The sequence below is a fragment of the Actinomadura mexicana genome (assembly GCF_900188105.1).
In the GTDB taxonomy this organism is placed as follows: Bacteria; Actinomycetota; Actinomycetes; order Streptosporangiales; family Streptosporangiaceae; genus Spirillospora; species Spirillospora mexicana.
In genome coordinates this window covers 28,657-47,165 of the sequence record NZ_FZNP01000013.1, presented here as the reverse complement: position 1 = coordinate 47,165, position 18,509 = coordinate 28,657, and the positions used below count along the sequence as shown (strand labels likewise).

Annotated in this window: 15 protein-coding genes and 1 pseudogene; 13 read left to right on the top strand and 3 right to left on the bottom strand. The window is 75.3% G+C overall.

Features of this window, described 5'->3' with window-relative positions:
- The first annotated feature begins 249 nt into the window (after positions 1 to 249).
- The 8 genes from CHC11_RS29065 to CHC11_RS29030 are packed head-to-tail and all read left to right on the top strand — an operon-like array spanning position 250 to position 9,752.
- Positions 250 to 1,557, top strand: a complete 1,308-nt coding sequence (locus CHC11_RS29065) for an exopolysaccharide biosynthesis polyprenyl glycosylphosphotransferase (protein ID WP_179279060.1) — start codon at positions 250 to 252, stop codon at positions 1,555 to 1,557.
- Positions 1,554 to 2,885: an O-antigen ligase family protein gene (locus CHC11_RS29060; RefSeq protein WP_089315038.1), complete on the top strand. Its 1,332-nt coding sequence runs from the start codon at positions 1,554 to 1,556 to the stop codon at positions 2,883 to 2,885. The genes CHC11_RS29065 and CHC11_RS29060 overlap by 4 nt, the downstream gene beginning before the upstream one ends.
- On the top strand, positions 2,882 to 4,597 hold the full coding sequence (locus tag CHC11_RS29055) for a lipid II flippase MurJ (RefSeq protein ID WP_245919902.1): 1,716 nt from the start codon (positions 2,882 to 2,884) through the stop codon (positions 4,595 to 4,597). Before CHC11_RS29060 ends, CHC11_RS29055 begins: the two co-directional genes overlap by 4 nt.
- A complete protein-coding gene (locus CHC11_RS29050; protein ID WP_089315226.1) occupies positions 4,569 to 5,246 on the top strand; it encodes a polysaccharide deacetylase family protein in 678 nt (225 codons plus the stop codon). The genes CHC11_RS29055 and CHC11_RS29050 overlap by 29 nt, the downstream gene beginning before the upstream one ends.
- The gene (locus CHC11_RS29045) at positions 5,243 to 6,376 is read left to right on the top strand and encodes a glycosyltransferase (protein ID WP_089315037.1); all 1,134 of its coding nucleotides are present in this window, start codon (positions 5,243 to 5,245) and stop codon (positions 6,374 to 6,376) included. The genes CHC11_RS29050 and CHC11_RS29045 overlap by 4 nt, the downstream gene beginning before the upstream one ends.
- The gene (locus tag CHC11_RS29040) at positions 6,360 to 7,154 is read left to right on the top strand and encodes a hypothetical protein (RefSeq protein WP_143227359.1); all 795 of its coding nucleotides are present in this window, start codon (positions 6,360 to 6,362) and stop codon (positions 7,152 to 7,154) included. The genes CHC11_RS29045 and CHC11_RS29040 overlap by 17 nt, the downstream gene beginning before the upstream one ends.
- Entirely contained in the window at positions 7,151 to 8,341 is a 1,191-nt protein-coding gene (locus CHC11_RS29035; RefSeq protein WP_089315035.1) for a GNAT family N-acetyltransferase, read from the top strand. Before CHC11_RS29040 ends, CHC11_RS29035 begins: the two co-directional genes overlap by 4 nt.
- Complete coding sequence (locus tag CHC11_RS29030) at positions 8,334 to 9,752, top strand: glycosyltransferase (RefSeq protein WP_218826296.1); 1,419 nt, start codon at positions 8,334 to 8,336, stop codon at positions 9,750 to 9,752. Before CHC11_RS29035 ends, CHC11_RS29030 begins: the two co-directional genes overlap by 8 nt.
- A gap of 284 nt (positions 9,753 to 10,036) precedes the next feature.
- On the opposite strand, the pseudogene CHC11_RS43975 reads toward CHC11_RS29030, so the two are convergent.
- Positions 10,037 to 10,219, bottom strand: a pseudogene (locus tag CHC11_RS43975) (glycosyl hydrolase family 26); the annotation flags it as partial.
- Positions 10,220 to 10,878: 659 nt separating this feature from the next.
- On the opposite strand from CHC11_RS43975, the gene CHC11_RS29025 reads away from it, so the two are divergent.
- Both CHC11_RS29025 and CHC11_RS29020 read left to right on the top strand, forming a co-directional pair.
- Positions 10,879 to 12,195: a carboxylate--amine ligase gene (locus CHC11_RS29025; protein WP_089315034.1), complete on the top strand. Its 1,317-nt coding sequence runs from the start codon at positions 10,879 to 10,881 to the stop codon at positions 12,193 to 12,195.
- A 28-nt stretch (positions 12,196 to 12,223) separates the two neighbouring features.
- Complete coding sequence (locus CHC11_RS29020; protein WP_089315033.1) at positions 12,224 to 13,477, top strand: NAD(P)-binding domain-containing protein; 1,254 nt, start codon at positions 12,224 to 12,226, stop codon at positions 13,475 to 13,477.
- Between the two features lie 73 nt (positions 13,478 to 13,550).
- Here the strand turns inward: CHC11_RS29020 and CHC11_RS29015 are convergent, their stop codons facing one another.
- Positions 13,551 to 13,802 carry a hypothetical protein gene (locus CHC11_RS29015; protein ID WP_089315032.1) on the bottom strand — a complete coding sequence of 84 codons (252 nt, stop codon included), beginning with the start codon at positions 13,800 to 13,802 and terminating at the stop codon, positions 13,551 to 13,553.
- A 373-nt stretch (positions 13,803 to 14,175) separates the two neighbouring features.
- Here CHC11_RS29015 and CHC11_RS41660 point away from each other — a divergent pair, with 373 nt between their 5' ends.
- The 3 genes from CHC11_RS41660 (at position 14,176) to CHC11_RS29000 (ending at position 17,266) form a co-directional block, all read left to right on the top strand.
- Positions 14,176 to 15,375 (top strand): hypothetical protein, encoded by a 1,200-nt coding sequence (locus CHC11_RS41660; protein ID WP_089315031.1) that lies wholly within the window; start codon positions 14,176 to 14,178, stop codon positions 15,373 to 15,375.
- A gap of 198 nt (positions 15,376 to 15,573) precedes the next feature.
- The gene (locus tag CHC11_RS29005; protein ID WP_089315030.1) at positions 15,574 to 16,596 is read left to right on the top strand and encodes a chaplin family protein; all 1,023 of its coding nucleotides are present in this window, start codon (positions 15,574 to 15,576) and stop codon (positions 16,594 to 16,596) included.
- A gap of 127 nt (positions 16,597 to 16,723) precedes the next feature.
- Positions 16,724 to 17,266, top strand: a complete 543-nt coding sequence (locus CHC11_RS29000; protein WP_089315029.1) for a class E sortase — start codon at positions 16,724 to 16,726, stop codon at positions 17,264 to 17,266.
- Positions 17,267 to 17,354: 88 nt separating this feature from the next.
- Here CHC11_RS29000 and CHC11_RS28995 read toward each other — a convergent pair whose 3' ends face one another.
- A complete protein-coding gene (locus tag CHC11_RS28995) occupies positions 17,355 to 18,386 on the bottom strand; it encodes a matrixin family metalloprotease (RefSeq protein WP_089315028.1) in 1,032 nt (343 codons plus the stop codon).
- Between the last annotated feature and the right edge of the window lie 123 nt (positions 18,387 to 18,509).

The following is an 18,509-nucleotide window of genomic DNA, read 5'->3' as shown; positions in this document are numbered from 1 at the left end:
ATGGCCGTGGCGACCGTCCCGTCGATCTTCTTCTCAAGACTGCGGCGGCCCCGGTTAAAAGCGGCGATTTGTGCTCTGACCAGGTGCGATGCTGATCCGTGGCCGCCTGCGACGGCCCCGCAAGGTGCTTGTCTGTGAAGGGGACGCGCGATGAGAACGCAGGGGCTGAGTTTCTCCGTCGACTCCGGCGCGGCTCCTCCGGAACTCCTTTCGGCGGGCGGCCGGCCGGTCGCTCCGCGAAGGACGCGGATGCCGGCCGGGCTGTGCCCGCTGGGCCTCGCCGTGCTGGACGGCTGGACGATGGCCGCCGCCGTCTCCCTCACCGGGGGCGGCGCCCTGCCGGGCCTCGCCGCCTTGACGGTCGTCGCGCTCAACGGCGCGGGCGGACTGTACCGGGCGCGCCGCGCCCCGTCCCTGCTCGCCGACGCGCCGCCGCTGCTGCTCCGCACGCTGTTCGTCTGCGGGATCGCGGCACTGCTGCGGGCGGACGCCCCGGCCTGGCTGTGGACGGCGGCCCTGTGCGGGACGGTGCAGCTCGGCACGCGCGGGTTCGTGAACGCGATGGTCCGGACGTACCGGAGCCGCCGGTCCCGGGCCCGCTCCGCGCTGGTCGTCGGGACGGGCGGTACCGCCGCCCACGTCCTGGACGTCCTGCGCGAGCGCGGCGACCTCGGACTCGCGGTGGCGGGGCAGGTGTCCGCGGGAGGCCCGGACGGGCCTCCGGGTGCGGCGCCCGTCCTCGGGGAGATCTCCGACCTGCCGTCGATCGTCGCGGCGCACGGGATCGAGACGCTGGTCGTCGTCGCCGAGGACGTGCCGCCCGACCGGCTGGACGCGGTGCTGCGGACGTCGTTCGGGCTGCCCTGCGAGACGCTGCTCGTCCAGCCGCCGTCGGACGTCGTCCCGGTCGTGCCCGGGCGGCGCGAGTACCTCGCCGGGCTGCCGTGCGCGCGGGTCGAGTGGGGGCTGCGCGACCCGGCGGCCCGCTGCGCCAAGCGGCTGCTCGACGTCGTCGTGGCGTCCCTGGTCCTGGTGCTCGCGTCGCCGCTGCTCGCGGCGTGCGCGGCCGCCGTCCGGGCCGAGGGCGGCCCGGGCGTGCTGTTCCGGCAGCGGCGGATCGGGCTCGGCGGCGGGAAGTTCGTCCTGCTGAAGTTCCGGACGCTGAAGCCCGCGGACGAGCAGGAGGCCGACACCCGCTGGACCGTCAAGAACGACGAGCGGATGGGCCGGGTCGGCCGGTTCCTGCGCGCCACGTCGCTGGACGAGCTCCCGCAGCTGTGGAACGTCATCCGCGGCGACATGAGCCTCGTCGGGCCGCGCCCGGAGCGGCCGCACTTCGTGGAGCAGTTCTCCCGCACCTGCCCCGGCTACGTGGCGCGGCACCGCGTCCCTGCCGGGATGACGGGCTGGGCGCAGATCCACGGGTTCCGGGGCGACACCTCCATCGAGCTTCGGGCGAGGCTCGACAACCACTACATCGACCACTGGTCGTTCACCGGCGACCTGAAGATCCTGCTGCTGACGGCGCGGGCGATGCTCCTGCGAGACGCCGCATGACGGCGCCCGCCGTCGCCGCCCCCCTCCTGGCGAGGCCGCTGCCGAGGCACCCGAGCCTTCTGGTCGCGGCGACCGTGGCGTGCGCCGGGATCCCGCCGGGCGCGCAGGCGTTCGGGCCCGGCACGCAGGTCACGGCCGGGGACGTCGTCAGCGCCGTGCTCGTGCTGGTCGCGGTCGGGATGCTGGTCGCGGGTAGGGCGCGGCTGCCCCGCCGGGTCCTGCCGGCGTTCGGGCCGCTGGTCGCGGCGCTCGGGATCAGCACCGTGCACTCGGCCGACATCGGCTCCAGCCTCGCCGGGTTCGTCCGCGACCTCCAGGTCTTCGTGCTGGTGCCGCTCGCCGTGGTCGTGCTCGTCCGGGACCGGCGCGACCTCGCCACCGTCTGCTGGTCGGTGCTCGGCCTCGGTCTCGCGGAGGCGGTGTACGGGATCTGGCAGGCGGTCACCGGGAACGGCGCGTCGATGGGCGGCCAGAACATCCGCGCGGTCGGGACGTTCGGCGCGCTCGACGTGATGGCCATGTCGATCGTCGTCGGGTTCGCGTTCCTCGTGCTGACCGCGTTCGCGCTGACGGCGCCCGCGCACGGCGCCGCGGCCGTCCCGTCCGCGCTCGCCGGGATCGCCGTCATGGGCGCCGCGCTGGCGCTCGCGCTCAGCCGCGGGACGTGGATCGCGCTCGGCGCCGCCGCCGTCCTCACCCTGGTGCTGTTCGACCGGTGGACGGCCGTCAAGGTGCTGACCTGCTGCGGCGCGCTGATGCTCGTCCTGCTCGGCGCCGCGGGCGGCGGATCGCAGGCCGTCGTGGAGCGCGCGAAGTCGACGGTGGGCTCGGTCAGCCACCCGGACCAGTCCGTGGACGACCGGTACAACCTGTGGACCGCCGCCGTCCGGATCTGGGAGGACCATCCGGCCACCGGCGTCGGAGTGAAGAACTTCCCGGCCTACCGCGACACCTACGCCACGATCGAGCTGTCGTCCGGCAGCGAGACCGCGGACCCCGTCAACGGGTACGTGCGGCAGCCGCTCCTTTCGCCGCACAACGAGTACCTGCTGTTCCTGTCCGAGCAGGGCGCGGTGGGCCTCGCCGGGTTCGCCGCGCTGCTCGCCACGGTCGTCGCCGGGCTGTGGAGGCGCCGCGACCCCCGCGACCCGTACTGGCTGGCGAGCGTCGCGCTGCTGGCCTTCCTGCTGATCAACTTCCTGTACGCGGACCTGGGCGGGCCCACGTGCGCGCTCGTCGGCGTCATCCTCGGCCTCACGGCGGCACGCGCGTTCGGGGCGGCCGGCGCCTCTCCGGCCGCGGCGTCCCCCTGCGGGAGGACGCCGTGACCGAGCGCTGCGAGCGTCGCCCGCAGGAGCGGGCCGTCAGCTCCGTGGGACGGGCCGCGATGGTGTCGGGGGTGCTCATCGCGGCGGGCACCGGGCTGGGGTTCCTGCGCGACCTCGTCATGGCGGACCTGTTCGGCGCCAGCGGCAGCACGGACGCGTTCCTCGTCGCCTGGACGATCCCCGAGACCGTCTCGCCGCTGCTGATCGAGGACGCCATGGCGCTGCTCATGGTCCCCGTCGTCACGCGGCTCCTCGCGCGCGGGGACGGCCTGCGCCCCCTCGTCGGCACGGCCCTGCCCCGCATGGTGCTCGGCCTGTCGGTGATCACCGGCGCGCTCGCGGTCGCGGCGCCCGCCGTGGTGGACGTCCTCGCGCCCGGACTGGCCGAGCAGGGGCCGGCCGTCCAGTGCGTCCGGCTGACCGCGGTCACCGTCGTGACGTTCGGCGTCGCGGGCTTCATGAGCGCGACGCTGCGCGCCCACCACCGGTTCGGGCCGCCCGCCGCCATCTACCTCGCCTACAACGTCGGCATCCTCGCGCTGATCGCGGGCCTGTCCGGCGCGGCCGGCATCACCAGCGCGGCGATCGGCGTCGCCGCCGGCAGCTTCCTGATGGTCGCGGTGCAGCTCCCGGCGTTCCTCCGCTGCCTGCGGGACGCGCCCGGGGAGCCGGACGCGGCGCCGTCCGGGAGCGTGGACGCGCGGCTCGGTCTGGCGGCCATCGCCCCCATCGTCGTCTACACGGTCACGCGGCAGTCGCAGGTGTTCGTGGAGCGGTTCCTCGGGGCCGGGCTGGCCGCCGGGTCGATCTCGCACCTGAACTACGCGCAGAAGGTCGCGCAGGTGCCGATGGTGCTGTCGCTGCTGATCGTGACGGTGACGTTCCCGAGGCTCGCCCGCGCGTCGGCGGACGGGGACACCGCGCAGGTCGCCCGCCGCATCCGGCAGGACCTCGCCGTCGCCAGCGCGATGGTGCTGGCCGCGACCGCGTTCCTGATCGCGTGCGCGCCGGCCGTCATCCGGGTCCTGTTCGAGCACGGCGAGTTCACCTCGGCCGACACCGCGAGCACCGCGGCCATCCTGCGCGTGTACGCGCTCGGCCTGTGGGGGCAGATGGCGGTCGGCCTCGCCGCCCGCGCGTTCTTCGCGCGCAGGAAGCCGACCTGGCGCCCGGCGGCCGTGCTCGCCGTGGGCCTGGCCGTCACGGCGGCGATCGGCGGGGCGTTCGCCGCGTCCGCCGGGACCCTCGCGCTGGCCGCCGCGAACGCCGCCGGGATCACGCTCGCCGCCGTCCTGATGCTGCTCGGGCTGCGGCGCGGGGTCGCGCCCGTCCCGCTGCGCCGGATCGCCGCCGACGTGTCGCGGCTCGTGCTCGCCGCCGCGGGGGCCTGCGCGGCGGGGATGCTCGCCGCCGGGGCCCTGGACGCGCCGGTGCTCGCCCGCCTGGCGGTCGGCGGGCTCGCGGTCGCCGCCGCCTTCGCCGTCCTCGCCGTCCTGGCGGGACCCGGCCTCCTCGCTCCATGGATCGCCACACGGCCGCTCGGTGGGCGCCACCGGCGCGGCCGCACCGAATCGGGGGACAGCAGTGAGCAAGCCGACAGAACCGACTCATCTGACCGAACCGGCCCGGCCGCCGGGGCCGGCGCGGACGGCCGAGGGCATCCGGCACGCGCCGCCGGTGCTGATGTACCACTCGGTCGACCACTTCGATGAGGACCCGCACCTGGTGACGGTGTCGCCGGCGCGGTTCGGGCGGCAGATGGCGTGGATGCGGGCGCGCGGCCTGCGCGGCGTCGGCATGCGCGAGCTGCTGGACGCGCACGCCGCCGGACGGGCCCGCGGCCTGGTCGGGCTCACCTTCGACGACGGGTACGCCGACTTCGCGACCCGGGCCGTCCCGGCGCTGGTGCGGTACGGGTTCGGCGGGACGGTGTTCGTCGTGACCGGGCGGATCGGCACCTACAACGCCTGGGACGACGGCCCGCGCAAACCGCTCATGACGGCCGAGCAGATCCGCGCCGTCGCGGGCGTCGGGATGGAGGTCGCCTCGCACGGCCGCCACCACGTCTCGCTCCCTGAGACGGACGACACCGAGCTGCGCGAGGAGCTGGAGGAGAGCCGCGCCGTCCTGGAGGAGCTCGTCGAGGGCCCCGTCACGGGCTTCGCCTACCCCTACGGGCACGCCACCGCCCGCGAGGTCGAGGCCGTGCGCGCCGCCGGATACGACTACGCGTGCGACATCCGCCCCGAGGAGCCGGGACGGCACGCGCTGCCGCGCACCTACGTCGGCGACCGGGACGGGCCGCTGCGGCTGCGCGTCAAGCTCGCCCGCCACGAGCTGCGCCGGAGGAGCCGCGTGTGACCCGGGTCCTGCACGTCATCACCGGGCTGGAGCACGGCGGCGCCGAACGCCAGCTCGCGCTGCTGCTGCGCCACCTGCCGGTGTCCTGCGAGGTCGCGACCCTGACCCGGGGCGGCGCGGTCGGCGCGGAGATCCGCCGCTCGGGCGTGCCCGTCCACGAGATCGGGATGCGCGGCAACCGGGACCTCGGGGCGCTGCCCCGGCTGGCCCGGCTGATCCGCCGGGGGCGGTACGACGTCGTCCACACCCATCTCTACCGGGCGTGCGTGTACGGCCGGATCGCCGCGCGCATCGCCGGGGCGCCCCGCGTCATCGCCACCGAGCACTCGCTCGGCGAGGGCCACATCGAGGGGCGGGCCACGACGCGCGGCGTCCGGGCCCTGTACCGGGCGACCGAGCGGCTCGGGTCCGCCACCGTCGCGGTGTCGCCCGCCGTCGCCGCCCGGCTCCGCGCCTGGGGCGTGCGCCCCGGCCGGATCGTCGTCATCCCGAACGGCGTCGACGCGGCCGCCTTCGCGTTCGACCCGGCCCGCCGGGCCGCGACGCGCCGCCGCCTCGGGATCGGCCGGGACGAGCCCGTCGTCGGCGGCGTCGGCCGGCTCGTCCCGACCAAGCGGTTCGACCTGCTGGTCGAGGCGGTCGCGCGGCTGGACGGCGTCCGGCTGCTGCTGGTCGGCGCGGGTCCGGCGCGGGACGCGCTCGTCCGGCTGGCGCACGAGCGCGGCGTCTCCGGCCGCGTGCTCTTCGCCGGGGCGACGTCGGACGTCGCCGGCGTCCTCGCCGCCGTGGACGTGCTCGCCGCGCCGTCCGTCCAGGAGACGTTCGGGCTCGGCGTCCTGGAGGGGCTGGCCGCCGGGCTGCCCGTCCGCTACACCGCCTGCCCAGCCCTCGACTGCCTCCCGCCGGGCGACGCCCCGGACGCGCGCCGCCTGCCCTCCGACGCCGGGGTCTGGAGCGCCGAACTCGGGCGTGTCCTGCGCGAACCCCGGGACCGGACGCGGGTGCCGCCCGCCGTCGCCCGCTACGCCGTCGCCGAGCGGGCCGCCGAGCTCGCCCGGCTCTACCGCCCCGAGCCGTTCGCCGGCGGGGCCGAACCGACACGAGAAAGGGCTCATGATGCAGCGACGTGACGCCAGGAGGAGGCCGCCGAGACCGCCGAGGTCGGTGCGGCGGGCCGGCCGGGTCGGCCCGGCCGCCCGGCGCCTGCGCGGTCGGATCACCGTGACCGCGCGGCGCTTCGGGCCGCCCATCGCGTTCGTGCTCGCCGGGCTCCTCGGCGGGCTCGGCTACGCGCTGTTCGCGCCCACCACCTACACCGCGACGGCGTTCGTCCTGGTCGTGGAGTCCGGGGAGGGCCGGTCCGGCCCGGCGGCGGTCAGCTTCGCGCAGGCGTTCGGACGGCTCGCGCCGCTCCCGGAGACCCTCGCCTACTCCTCGCTCCCGCTGCCGGACGGGGGGAACGGCTCCACCCGCGAGCACATCCAGGCGTCCACCTCGCCGGACACCCCGCTGATCAAGCTCGCCGGGAGCGGCCGGACGGCCCGCGACGCCGCCGCGTTCGCCAACGCCGCCGCCGACGCGCTCGTGCGGTACGGGACGTCCCACCGCTCCGACACCGGCGTCCGCGTCGCGCTGATGACGCTCGCCGAGCCGCCCGCCGCGCCGTCGTCGCCGAACCTGCCGCTCGGCGTCGCCGTCGGCACCGCGTCCGGAGTCCTGCTCGCCGGGCTCGCCGCCGCCGTCACGAGCGGACGGCGCGGGCCGGCCGGCCGGCGGGAGAGGGGCCGCATCCCCTCGATGGCGGGCACGACGGCGGGCACGACGGCGGGCACGGCGGCGGGCACGGCGGCGGACACGGCCGCCGTCCCCGGTCCCGTCCACACCGGCCGCGTGGAGGTGGGCTCGTGACCGTGACCGTGCCGTCCGGCCGGCCGGCCGCACGGCCGGCCGCCTCGTCGAGCGCCTCCGCCGAGTGGTCGGCCGAGGTGCACCGGGACGAGCAGGCCCTCATCGCCCTGGCCGACGACCTGCGCGACCTCTACGACCGCAGCCCGGCCGCGACGCCCTTCCAGGCGTACGAGTGGATCAAGTCCTGGTGGGGCTGGTACGGGACGCGCGGGCGGCTCCGCCTCGCCACCGTCCGGTGCCGCGGCCGGCTCGTCGCGGCGGCGCCGATGGCGGCGGGCGTGCGGCACGGGTTCCCGGTGCTCGTCCCGATCTCCGCGGACCAGAGCGACTTCACCGACGTCCTCCTCGACCCGGACTACACCGACGGCGCCGTCCGGCACCTCGCCCGGGCCCTGCTGGACGAGCGCGGATGGTGCGCGCTCGACCTGCGGGAGGTCCGGCCCGGCTCGGCCGCGCACCTGGTGGCGGCGCAGTGGCCGCGCCGGGCGTGGCGGACGCCGTCCTCGGTGTGCCTCGAACTGCCGGCCGGCGACGGGGACGCCGGCATCGACGCCGTCCTGGACCGGCTCCCGCGCCGTACCGCCGGGAAGATGCGCGCCAAGCTCCGCAAGATCGACGTGCGCGGCATCACGGCGGAGAGGGTTCCCGCGGACCGCGTCCCGGACGCCGTGCACGCGCTGCTCGACCTGCACGCCCGGCAGTGGCGGGGCCGTCCGATCAACCCCGAGCACACCCGCGGGCGGTTCCGCCGCCACCTCGCCGAGGCGGCGACCGGGATGGTCCGCGACGGGCGCGCCGCCGTCCTGCAGTACCGGTGGGACGACCGGCTGGTCGCCAGCGACCTCGTCCTGATCGGGCACCGGCACGTCGGCGCCTACCTGTACGGGGCGCTTCCGGACCTGCGGTCCCGCGTCGACGTCTCGCTGATGATGCTGCGCGAGGACCTCGCCCTCGCCCGGGACCGGGACCGCCAGGGCGTCAGCCTCCTGCGCGGGGACGAGCCGTACAAGCTGAAGTGGCGGCCGACGCCCGTCCGGAACGAGCGGATTATCCTCGGACGGACCGCCTCGGCCGCCGCCTACGCCGGGCTCGCCCGGACCCGCGCCTACCTGGCGGAGCGGCGGCGCGGGGGGCCGGGAGCGCACGCCGGCCTGTCCGGGATCGCGTCCCCCCTGCTCCATGACTGACCCGCGGGACGACACCCCGCTGCGCATCCTGCACGTCAGCCAGCCGAACGCGGGCGGGGTCGCCGTCTACGTCGGGCAGGCGGCCGGCGACCAGCGGCGGCGCGGCTGGGAGGTGGCCGTCGCCTGCCCGCCGGGCGGCGACCTGCCCGAGCGGTGCATGGCGGCGGGCGTGCCCTGGCTCAACTGGGACGCCGGGCGCGCCCCGGGACCCCGCACCCTGCTGGAGGCGCTCAGCCTCCGCCGCCTGGTGAAGGGCTTCGCCCCGGACGTGGTCCACCTGCACTCCTCGAAGGCGGGCCTGGCCGGCCGGCTGCTGCGCCGCCCGCGCGGCACGCCCACGATCTTCCAGCCGCACGGCTGGTCGTGGCTCGCCGCCACCGGGCGGCTGGACGCCCTCAGCCGCCTGTGGGAGCGCGCCGGCGCCCGCTGGAGCGACGCCCTGGTCTGCGTCGGGATCGGCGAGCTGCGCGAGGGCATGCGCGCGGGCGTGCGCGGGCCGTACCGGCTCGTCCGGAACGGCGTCGACCGGCACCGGTTCACGCCCGCCGACGCCGCCGCGCGCCTCGCCGCCCGGACCCGGCTCGGCCTGGAGGCGGCCGTGCCGCTCGCGGTGTGCGTCGGGCGGCTGACCCGGCAGAAGGGGCAGGACGTCCTGGTCGCGGCGTGGCCGGGTGTCACCGCGCGCTGCCCCTCCGCCCAGCTCGCCATCGTCGGGGACGGCGAGGACCTGGACCGGCTGCGCCGCGAGCGGGTGGCCGGGGTCCGGTTCGTCCCGGCCGTGGAGGACCCGCGCGACTGGCTCTCGGCGTCCAACCTCGTCGTGCTGCCGTCCCGCTGGGAGGGCCTGCCGCTGACCGCTCTGGAGGCGCTGGCCACCGGCCGCCCCCTCGTCGGGACGGACATCCCGGGCATCACCGAGGTCGTCCGCCCGGGGCTGGGCGCGCTGGTGCCCATGGAGGATCCCGCCGCGCTCGCCGAGGAGATGGCCGGGCGGCTGCTGTTCCCCGGGATCGCCGAGCGGGAGGGGCGCGCGGCGGCGGCCGCGTCCGCCGCCTACGACATCGGCCGGACGGTGGCGCTGCTCGCGGCCGTCACCCGCGACGTCGCCGGGTTCGGGGAGACCCCCGCGGAGGCCCTGGTGGACCCGCGGGCGGTGGCGGGCGGCCCCGTCCACGGCGGCCTCCGGGGCGTCACCGGCCCGGCGGGAGGCATGGCGGGCGGCTCGATCGACGGTTCGACGGACGGCGCTGCGGGTGAGGGCCCTGCGGGTGAGGGAGCCGCAGGTGAGGGCGCCGGAACCGCCGGTGCCGGGGCCGCCGAGGCGGCCGGTGCGGAGGTGGCCGGTGTGGGGGTGAACGGGCCCTTGCCCGGCGGCGACGGGGCGGTCACGCCGCCGAACAACTCCCGGTAGGCGGCGGAGGAGCGAGGGTTGCCTCCGCCGCACGACCAGACCCCGTGCGGGCAGTAGTCGGTGATCGACTGGTAGACGACGTCGTGCGACATGATCCAGTCGTGCATCCCCCGGACATAGGCGGGATTGTCGGAATTGCGAAACAGGCCCCATTCAGGAAACGACAGCGGCTTGCCGTGCGCGGTCGCGAACTCGGCTTGCTCGCGCAGACCGTACGGCTCTTCAACGAAATCCTGGAATGACTTTCCCTCGGGTTGGTCATAACTGTCGGACCCGACGATGTCGACGACGTCGTCACCTGGATAGCAGTCCGTCCACGGGATCGCGTCCGGCCCCCGCGACGGAGCGAAATCGAAACGGAAACGCGCGCCCCGCACCGCGCGCATGGTGCCGACGATCCTGCGCCAATACGCCCTCCACGCGGACGGATCCGGGGCGCACCGCCCGGCGTAGACCTCCCCGTTCATCTCCCAGCCGAGGACGATGACCGCGTCGCCCGCGCCCAGGGAGACCAGCCGGCCGGCGAGCGTCCGGTAGTGGCCGTCGAACGTGCCGCGGGCGCCGCCGCGCAGCAGCGAGGCCAGCACCGGCACCGGGATCCCCGCCTCGTTCGGCGCCATCATCGGGACGTTGACCACGAGCATGCGGCGCTGGTCGGCGGCCTTCCAGTGCGCCCACGCGGCCAGCATCCCGCGCGGTCCCTCGATCGCCCCCCAGTCGTCGCCCGGCAGATAGGTGCGACCGACCGTCACGGTCGAGCCGAGCCAGCGCTCGAAGCGGGCCACCCGCGCCACGCCCTCCGGACCCGATCCCAGAAACGCCCCCAACGGCACATGTGCCGTCCATCGGTGAATTGCCCGGGGCTGCTGCCACGTCACCAGTGCCGACGCCATGAGGGCGAACAACACCACGGATGCGGCCAGAATAGGAGGGAGCGGACACCAGAACGGCGACCTTTTCCGCCGGGGTTCCAACGACCGTCCTGCCGAATGGATATTCGCAGCTCGCATGCGTATCGTATGCCCTCGGGGACCCGCCGCGAAAAAGCCGGCCGGGTGGAAATGTGAAAATTTACCGTGGGGAAGGGGTGCCGTGCGCCGCGATATGAGTGAATGGGCCTGAACGAATGTTCCTCGACAGTCGGCTGCGGGCCGCCCAGCCCTCCAGCGTGCGCCTCGACCCGGGCCTTCCCGTCCTGCTGCTGCGCACCGACCGCAACCTCTTCCACCACGGCACCCTGGCGGCGATCCGCAGCCTCGGCCGCGCCGGGGTCCCCGTGCACGCGATCCTTGAGGGGCGCGGCAATCCCTCGTCCCGCTCCCGCTACCTGTACCGGGGGCACCCCTGGGGCCCGCCCGCCGAACGGCCGGACGAACTGCTCGCCCACCTGCGGACCATCGCTGAGGGCATCGGCCGCCCCGCGCTCCTCGTCCCGATGGACGACGCGGGAGCGATCTTCGTCGCCGAGCACGCGGACGGCCTCGAACCCCACTTCGTCTTCCCCCGCCAGGACCCCGGCGTCCCCCGCGGCGTCGCCGACAAGGCCCGGCTGCTGGAGGCGTGCCGACGGCACCGCCTCCCATGCCCGCCGAGCCTGACGCCGGAGTCGGCCGCCGACGTCGACGAGGCCGCCGCCGCGCTCGGGCTGCCGCTGATCGCCAAGTGGGCGCGGCCGTGGCGGATGCGCCCCGGAATGCGCAGCACCACGCTGGTGCCCACGCTCGGCGAGCTGCACCGGCTGTTCGCCGCCACCCGCGACCGCACCCCGGACGGCGGCGCGGACGGCGGCGCGGACGGCGGCGCGGGGCCGCTCATCCTGCAGCGGCGCATCCCGCCCGCGGGCGGCGACTGGTTCTTCCAGGGCTACTTCGACGGCAACGGCGACTGCCTGTTCGGCGGGACCGGCCGCAAGCACCTCGCGCACCCGCCGCAGGCCGGGCACACGGTCGCGGGGGAGTGGATCGCCAGCCCCGAGCTCGAACGCCTCGCGCTCCGGATCGTCCGGCTGCTCGGCTGCCGCGGCCTCGTCGACCTCGACTTCCGGTTCGACGCGGGCGGCGGCGTCCACCACCTGCTGGACTTCAACCCCCGCATCGGGGCGCAGTTCCGGCTGTTCACCGACCGGGACGGCCTCGACCTCGCCCGCGTCCTGCACCTGCACCAGTCGGGCCGGCCCGTCCCGGCCGCGCGCCCCGCGCCCGGCCGCAACCTGCTCGTGGAGAACCACTACCTCGCGCGGTCGGCCCGGCGCCCGCGCCATGTGACGCCGTCGCGTCCCGGAACACCGCGGCTCTGGACGCGGCTGCCCCCGCTGCGGGAGACCCTCCGCCCGCTGCGGGAGGCCGACGAGTTCGCCTGGTACGCGCGCGACGACCTGCAGCCCTTCCTCGCCATGGGGCGGCGCAGCGCGCTCCGCGCGGTCGAACGGCTCCGCACCAGGTAACAACACGCACACACGGGGGGAATCGAACATGAGCGACTCGGCCAGCGACGTCGTCATCGCGGGCGCCGGGCCCTACGGCCTGTCGACCGCGGCCTACCTGCAGAACCTCGGACTCGACGTCCGGATCATCGGCGAGCCGATGCGGTTCTGGGACGCGAACATGCCGCTCGGCATGTACCTCAAGTCCGAGCCGTTCGCCTCCGACCTCGGGGCGCCCCAGGCGGGGCTGCGGTTCACCGACCGCCACCCGGGATGGCGGGTCGGGCAGCCCATCCCGCTGGAGACGTTCGTGGAGTACGGGCGCTGGTTCGCCTCCGAGGCCGTCCCGGGGACCGAGGACGGGCAGGTCGTGAACGTCGAGCAGGGCGTCGCGGGCGGCTACCGCGTCTCGCTGTCTTCGGGGGAGGCGATCGCGGCGCGCGCGGTCGTCGTCGCGGTCGGCGTCGGGCCGTTCGCGCACATCCCGGAGCAGCTGACGGGCATGCCGTCCTGGCTCGTCTCGCACAGCAGCGCCCACAGCGACCTCGGCCTGTTCGCGGGCAAGGAGGTCGCGGTCGTCGGCGCCGGGCAGTCCGCGCTGGAGACGGCGGTGCTGCTGGCCGACGCGGGGGCGCGGCCGCACCTGATCGCCCGGCGGCGCGTCCTGGACTGGAACACCGTCCCCGAGGAGCGCCGGTCGCCGCGCACCATGCTGCGGCAGGGCCCGAGGTCCGGGCTCGGCACCGGCTACCGGACGTGGCTGTGGGCGGAGCGGCCCGGGCTCGTCCGGTACCTGCCGGAGCGGACCCGGCGGCGGATCGTCCGCGAGACGCTCCCGCCGGCGGGAGCGTGGTGGCTGCGCGACCGGCTGGACGAGCGGATCCGCGTCTCGACGGGGCGCCTGCTCGCCAAGGCCGTCGAGCAGGACGACGGCGTCGCCCTCACCACCACCGACCACGAGGGGCGCCGCCTCGTCACGGAGGTCGAGCACGTCATCGCCGCCACCGGCTTCGTCCCGGACGTCGAGCGGCTCAGCCTGCTCGCGCCCGAGCTGCGCGACCGCATCACGACCCGGCTCGGCGCGCCGGTGCTCAGCCGCGACTTCGAGGCGTCCACGCCCGGCCTCTACTTCGCCGGCCTCGCCGCCGCCTCCACCTTCGGCCCGGTCATGCGGTTCGTGCACGGCGCCGACTTCGCCGCGCGGCGGATCGCGCACCACATCGTCCGGCGGACGCCGCGCGTGCGGGTGCCGGCCGGCCGGCCGTCCGGCTTTCTGGAGCCGGGAACGTCCTCCCAGCGGTGAAGAATCCTCCTCCGAGCCGGCGGCGCGCCCCAGGGCGCCCGCCGGCTTCCGGTTCTCCGGGACCGGCCGGTCGTCACACCCAGGGCGGTCGCGCCCGGCGGCGCGCGCGCTCGGCCTTGGCGACGGCCACGGACCACTGCAGGCGCGAGTAGAGCGTCCACGCGCCGCGCCGGCCGCGCGCGGGCGTCGACTCCTGAGCGGTGGAAACGGCGGAGAGCATGATCAGGTCTGCGTCGGCGCGGGTGACGAACCGGCGGGTCTCGCGCCGGGGGCGCTGGGAACGCGCGGGCAGCAGGCGCGCCATCGCGGACGAGGGATCGATCATCGCAGGCTCCTCGCTGGACGGCCAAGAGTGACCGCCTGTTCACCGAATGTAGCGCACCGATACCGTCCGCCATGCTTCTCCCGGCCGCCAGGCATACGGGCGTCCCTGCCGGTCCCGCCAGGGCACCGGCACCCCGAAGAAAGCGCGTGCGTCTCGACAAAAAGCCAGAGCCTGGCAAAAAGGGCGGCGAGTGCCGGGAAACCGGCCGCGATAAAAGCCAGATTAATGCAACGGTAAATGATGGGGAGACACGGCGGGAACTGAAGCAATGGCTCCTTGATCGGTTCCGTCGCGGTGCTACGTTCATGCCGACCGGAACGACCGGGACCGGAAAGCGGCCTGAAACACGGCCACGGGACGAGGGGAAGCGGCTGTGCACACCGAACCGATCCAGCGCGGGGCCGAGCGCCCGCAGGGTCGGCCTCGGCACGCCCTCCCTTCCGTTCTGGTGCGCCTGGTCGCCATTGCCGGCTTCGCGTTCGCGGGATGGCTCACGCTCTCCGCGCTGACCCACTCCGCCTTCGCCGCCGAGCGGCCCGCCGCCGGCCCGGACGCGGCGCGGAACGACCGCGGTCTGCTCGACCAGGCCCCGCGCGTCGCCAACCTGGACGCCACGGCCGCGATCCGCCACCTCACCACCGACCACGACGGCCGGCCCCACCACGGCAAGCAGACCCGCCCCGACCGAAAGGCCCGCCCCGACAGGCAGGCCCACCACGACGGGCAGGCCCACCACGACGGGCAGGCCGGTCGCGACGGGCAGGTTCGTTACGACGGGCGGGGTGGTCGCGAGCGGGAGGTTCGGCACTCTGCGTCTCCGGTCAGCGGCGTCTCGGGGGCTCTTCCCGATGCCGTCTCGGGCTCTGTTCCGAGCGCGGTGGCCGGAGTTGGGACGCGTTCTGGTTCCGGAGCTCTTCCGGGTTCTGGTTCCGGGCTCGGCTCGGGCGCTGTTCCTGACGCCGTCTCCGGCGGTGTGGGGGAGATCGGCGGTCATCCTGTCCGGTACCTCCGGGCGCGGCAGCAGGATGTGCTCGACGGCAAGGACCGGGCAGTCCGCCAGGTGCGGGACGTGGCCGGCGAGGCAGGCATCCCGCCCGTGCCGGTTCCCGATCTCCTGCAGGCCCGTCCCGTCATCGGGGGGCTCGTCCACCGGGTTACGGACCAGCAGTCCCTCCTGGACGACGGCGCGATGCCCGGGGTCCAGCGGGGGCCGCAGGCGCGGCACGGCGTCGAGCAGGCGCGGGCCGAGGCGGCGCCGGTCGCCAAGGCGCACGCCAGGTCCGCCGCCGTCCCGCTCACGGTGGCCGCGGGCGGACCGGCGCACGAGAGCACCGACCCTTGCACGGGCTGCCGCGGCGACCACCGCACTCCGTCTCCCGGTCCCGCGCTGCCGTCCGGTCAGGACGGCCCGCGCGGCGGCGGCCCGGCGGGCGGGCATCCGTTCGCCCCGGTCGCCGACCTGCTGAACCGCCAGTACCCGGCGGCGCCGTCCGCCGCGGACCCGGGCCCCTTCCGCCGTACGGCGCTGCGCGACCTGGCCGCGCCCGGCGGACCCTCCGTCGTCCCCGACTAGAAACCCCCGCCCGGCCCTGAACGGCCGGCTCACGGCGGCCGCGTGCGCGACGCACGCCGCCCGCCCTCACCTCGATCTTTCCCGGAAGGCAACGGCCGCGCCTGGCCACTGCCAGTCCTGCGCCCACCCGGATGGTGCAGCGCAGCGATCACCACCGATCACCACCGATTCGCAAAGAACCGACAGGAGCAACACATCATGCGTATCTGGTCCAGGAACACCGGCCGCGCCGCTCTGGTGGCCGCGAGCGCCCTCGCCGTCGGAGCCGCCTTCGCCACCGCGGTCCCGGCCAACGCCGACGAGGCCGCGTACGGCGGCGGCCACGGCGGCGGCCACGGCGTCGACATGACGAGCGCCGGCAACTTCGGGCTGCTGAACGGCACCCAGGTGTTCGCGCCGATCAGCATCCCCGTCAACGTCTGCGGCAACGCCATCGCGATCGCCGGGCTCTCGCGGGCCCAGTGCAAGGGCGGCGCGTCCGTCAAGGAGAGCAACCACCGGCACGCCGGCGGCTCGGCCTACCGGACGGCCGGCGACTGGGGCGGCGGCGACTGGGGCGGCGGCCACGGCGGCGGCCACGGCGTCGACATGACGAGCGCCGGCAACTTCGGGCTGCTGAACGGCACCCAGGTGTTCGCGCCGATCAGCATCCCCATCGACGTCTGCGGCAACGCCGTCGCCGTGCTCGGCGCCGCGCAGGCCGCGTGCAAGGGCGGCGCGTCCGTCAAGCGGACCGGCGACCACAACGTGAAGATGACGAGCGCGGGCAACTTCGGCGCCCTGAACGGCACCCAGGCCTACATCCCGATCAAGGCCCCGATCAACGTGTGCGGCAACGCCATCTCGCTGCTCGGCCTCGCGGAGGCGCAGTGCAAGGGCGGGGCGACCGTCGAGGAGGGGCACGGGCACAAGGAGCTGCCGCCCACCCTGCGGACGCCGAAGAAGAAGCCGTACAAGCCGTCCAAGCACCGTCCGGCCGCCAAGCACAAGAAGCTGCCCTCGACGATGCGCTCGGAAGGCTCCCGCATCGCGAACACCGCGCCGAAGACCGCCCCGAACTACCGCCGCGCGGACGCCCTGCCCGCCGTCAAGGGGTTCGTGGACGGGCTCAGGAGCGCCGTGAAGGTGCCCGGAGTGGACGTCAAGCCCGGTCAGATCGGCCCGAAGGTCCCCGCGGGCAAGGACGCGCCCGTCACCCTCGGCTCTCCGATCCTGCGCTGAGCCCGCGTCGGCCTGGATGACGATCCGCGGCCGATGAACAGCGGAGAAGGGGCGGCAGACGTGCCGCCCCTTCCCATGTCAGCAGTGTCAGCAGTGTCAGCAGAGCCCCGATCGATGGAGGGGAACCATGCTCGACCGAAAGTCCCTGTTCGCGGTTGCTCTCGCCGCGTGCTGCGCCCTGCCCGTCCTCGGCGCCGTGACCGGGGCGCACGCCGCGCCGGCGGCGGCCACCGCGGCCCGGCCGCGGACCGGCGCGGTGATCGCGCAGATCCGGATCAAGCGGATGGGCCTGAAGATGGGCGTCAGGCAGGGTGTCAGCGAGGCGGTGCTGCGGCGCGGCGCCGGGCACTACCCGGGGACGGCGCTCCCCGGGCAGGTGGGCAACACCGTCCTGCTCGGCCACCGGACGACCTGGCGCGCCCCGTTCTACCAGCTCGACAGGATGCGGCGCGGCGACCGGATCGTCCTGCGGGTGGGCCGCAGATCCTACGTGTACCGGGTGCGGACCAAGCGCGTCGTCGACCCCCGGGACCGGCGGGCCCTGGAACCGGTGCCGTTCAAGCGGGCCAGCGCGCCCCACGGCAGGTACCTCACGCTCGTCACCTGCACGCCCAAGGGTTCCGACCGGCACCGCCTCGTCGTGGTCGGCAAGATCGACTCCAGGCGCTGAGCCATGTCCGGCCTCTTCCGCCTCTGATACGGCTCCACATCCGAGCTCCGCGGCGGGACGCTGGGGCGGCGCGTGCGGCTCGCGCCGCTCAGCGTCCGCCGTAGAGGGCGATCAGTCCGTCGTAGTCGCCCTTGCCGAGCGTGGCGGGGCCGTTGTCGCAGGACGCGAGGGACGGCGTCATCGTGAGCGAGCGGTGCTCGGCGCCCTCGACGTGGGACAGGCCGAACACGTGGCCCGCCTCGTGCGCCGCGACCGCCTCGGCGGAGTAGCTCCCGGACGGGCAGGTCCCGCCGGTCCACCACCGCTTGCCCCGCGCCTGCACCGCCATGTCCGTCTCGACCGTCGTCGAGCCGGAGAACCACGAGCAGGTCGCCGCGAGGACCGGGGTCTCCGCGCTCGGCATGGCCAGCCAGCCGAACGTGTTGGCCCGGTCCCGGGTCCCGCAGGCGGCCGCGCCCGTCACGTTCGGGGGCCGGCTGCTCTGGCCGGCGTAGCGCTCGGTCACGTCCGGCGGAGGCGTGAAGCGCCCCGTGCCCGTGCAGTCGGTGCGGGCCTCGGCCATGGCGGCGATGCCCCTGGCGATGGGGTCCCTCGGCAGGCCGGCCGTTCCGGCGTAGTAGCTCCACCGGACGGCGGTTCTCTTCGGCCACTTGCTGGGCTGGGGACGGTAGGCGCCGTCCTGGCACGCGTCGGCCGGCGCCCGGAACTGGCGCGGCCTGCCCTGCGGGACCCGGTCGCCGTACGTGCCGATGCTGATCTCACCCGCCCGGGAGTCCACCCGGATGCGCAGCTCGGCGGCGCCGTCGGTGCGCAGCGCGTAGGCGATCAGGGAGGTCCCGTCGGACGGGACGGTCGCCGTGAGCCCGTTCGCGCCGCGCACCGCCCGGCCGCGCAGGTCGCAGTCGGCGATCTTGATCTTCTGCGGCATCGCGCGGGCGGTGAGCGTCCCGCCGGGCTTGCACCAGGTGGGCGGACGCCGGACCGCGGCGGCCCCGGCCCCCGTGAAAGCCGTGCACGCCAGGGCGGCCGACACCGCCGCCGCCACCGTGGCCGCCGCCGTGACCGCCAGCGGGGCCGGCCCCGCCCACGGCCGCCGGGCCGCCCGAGAAAAGTCGCGCATTTCGGTTCTCCGATGTGTGGGAACGTCTCTCGCAGTCTTCGCGCGGAGCGGGGCGGGGAAAACCGCGCGCGAATAAAATGATCACCATATTGACCAAGGTGTCGATCGCACATGAGTTGCTTG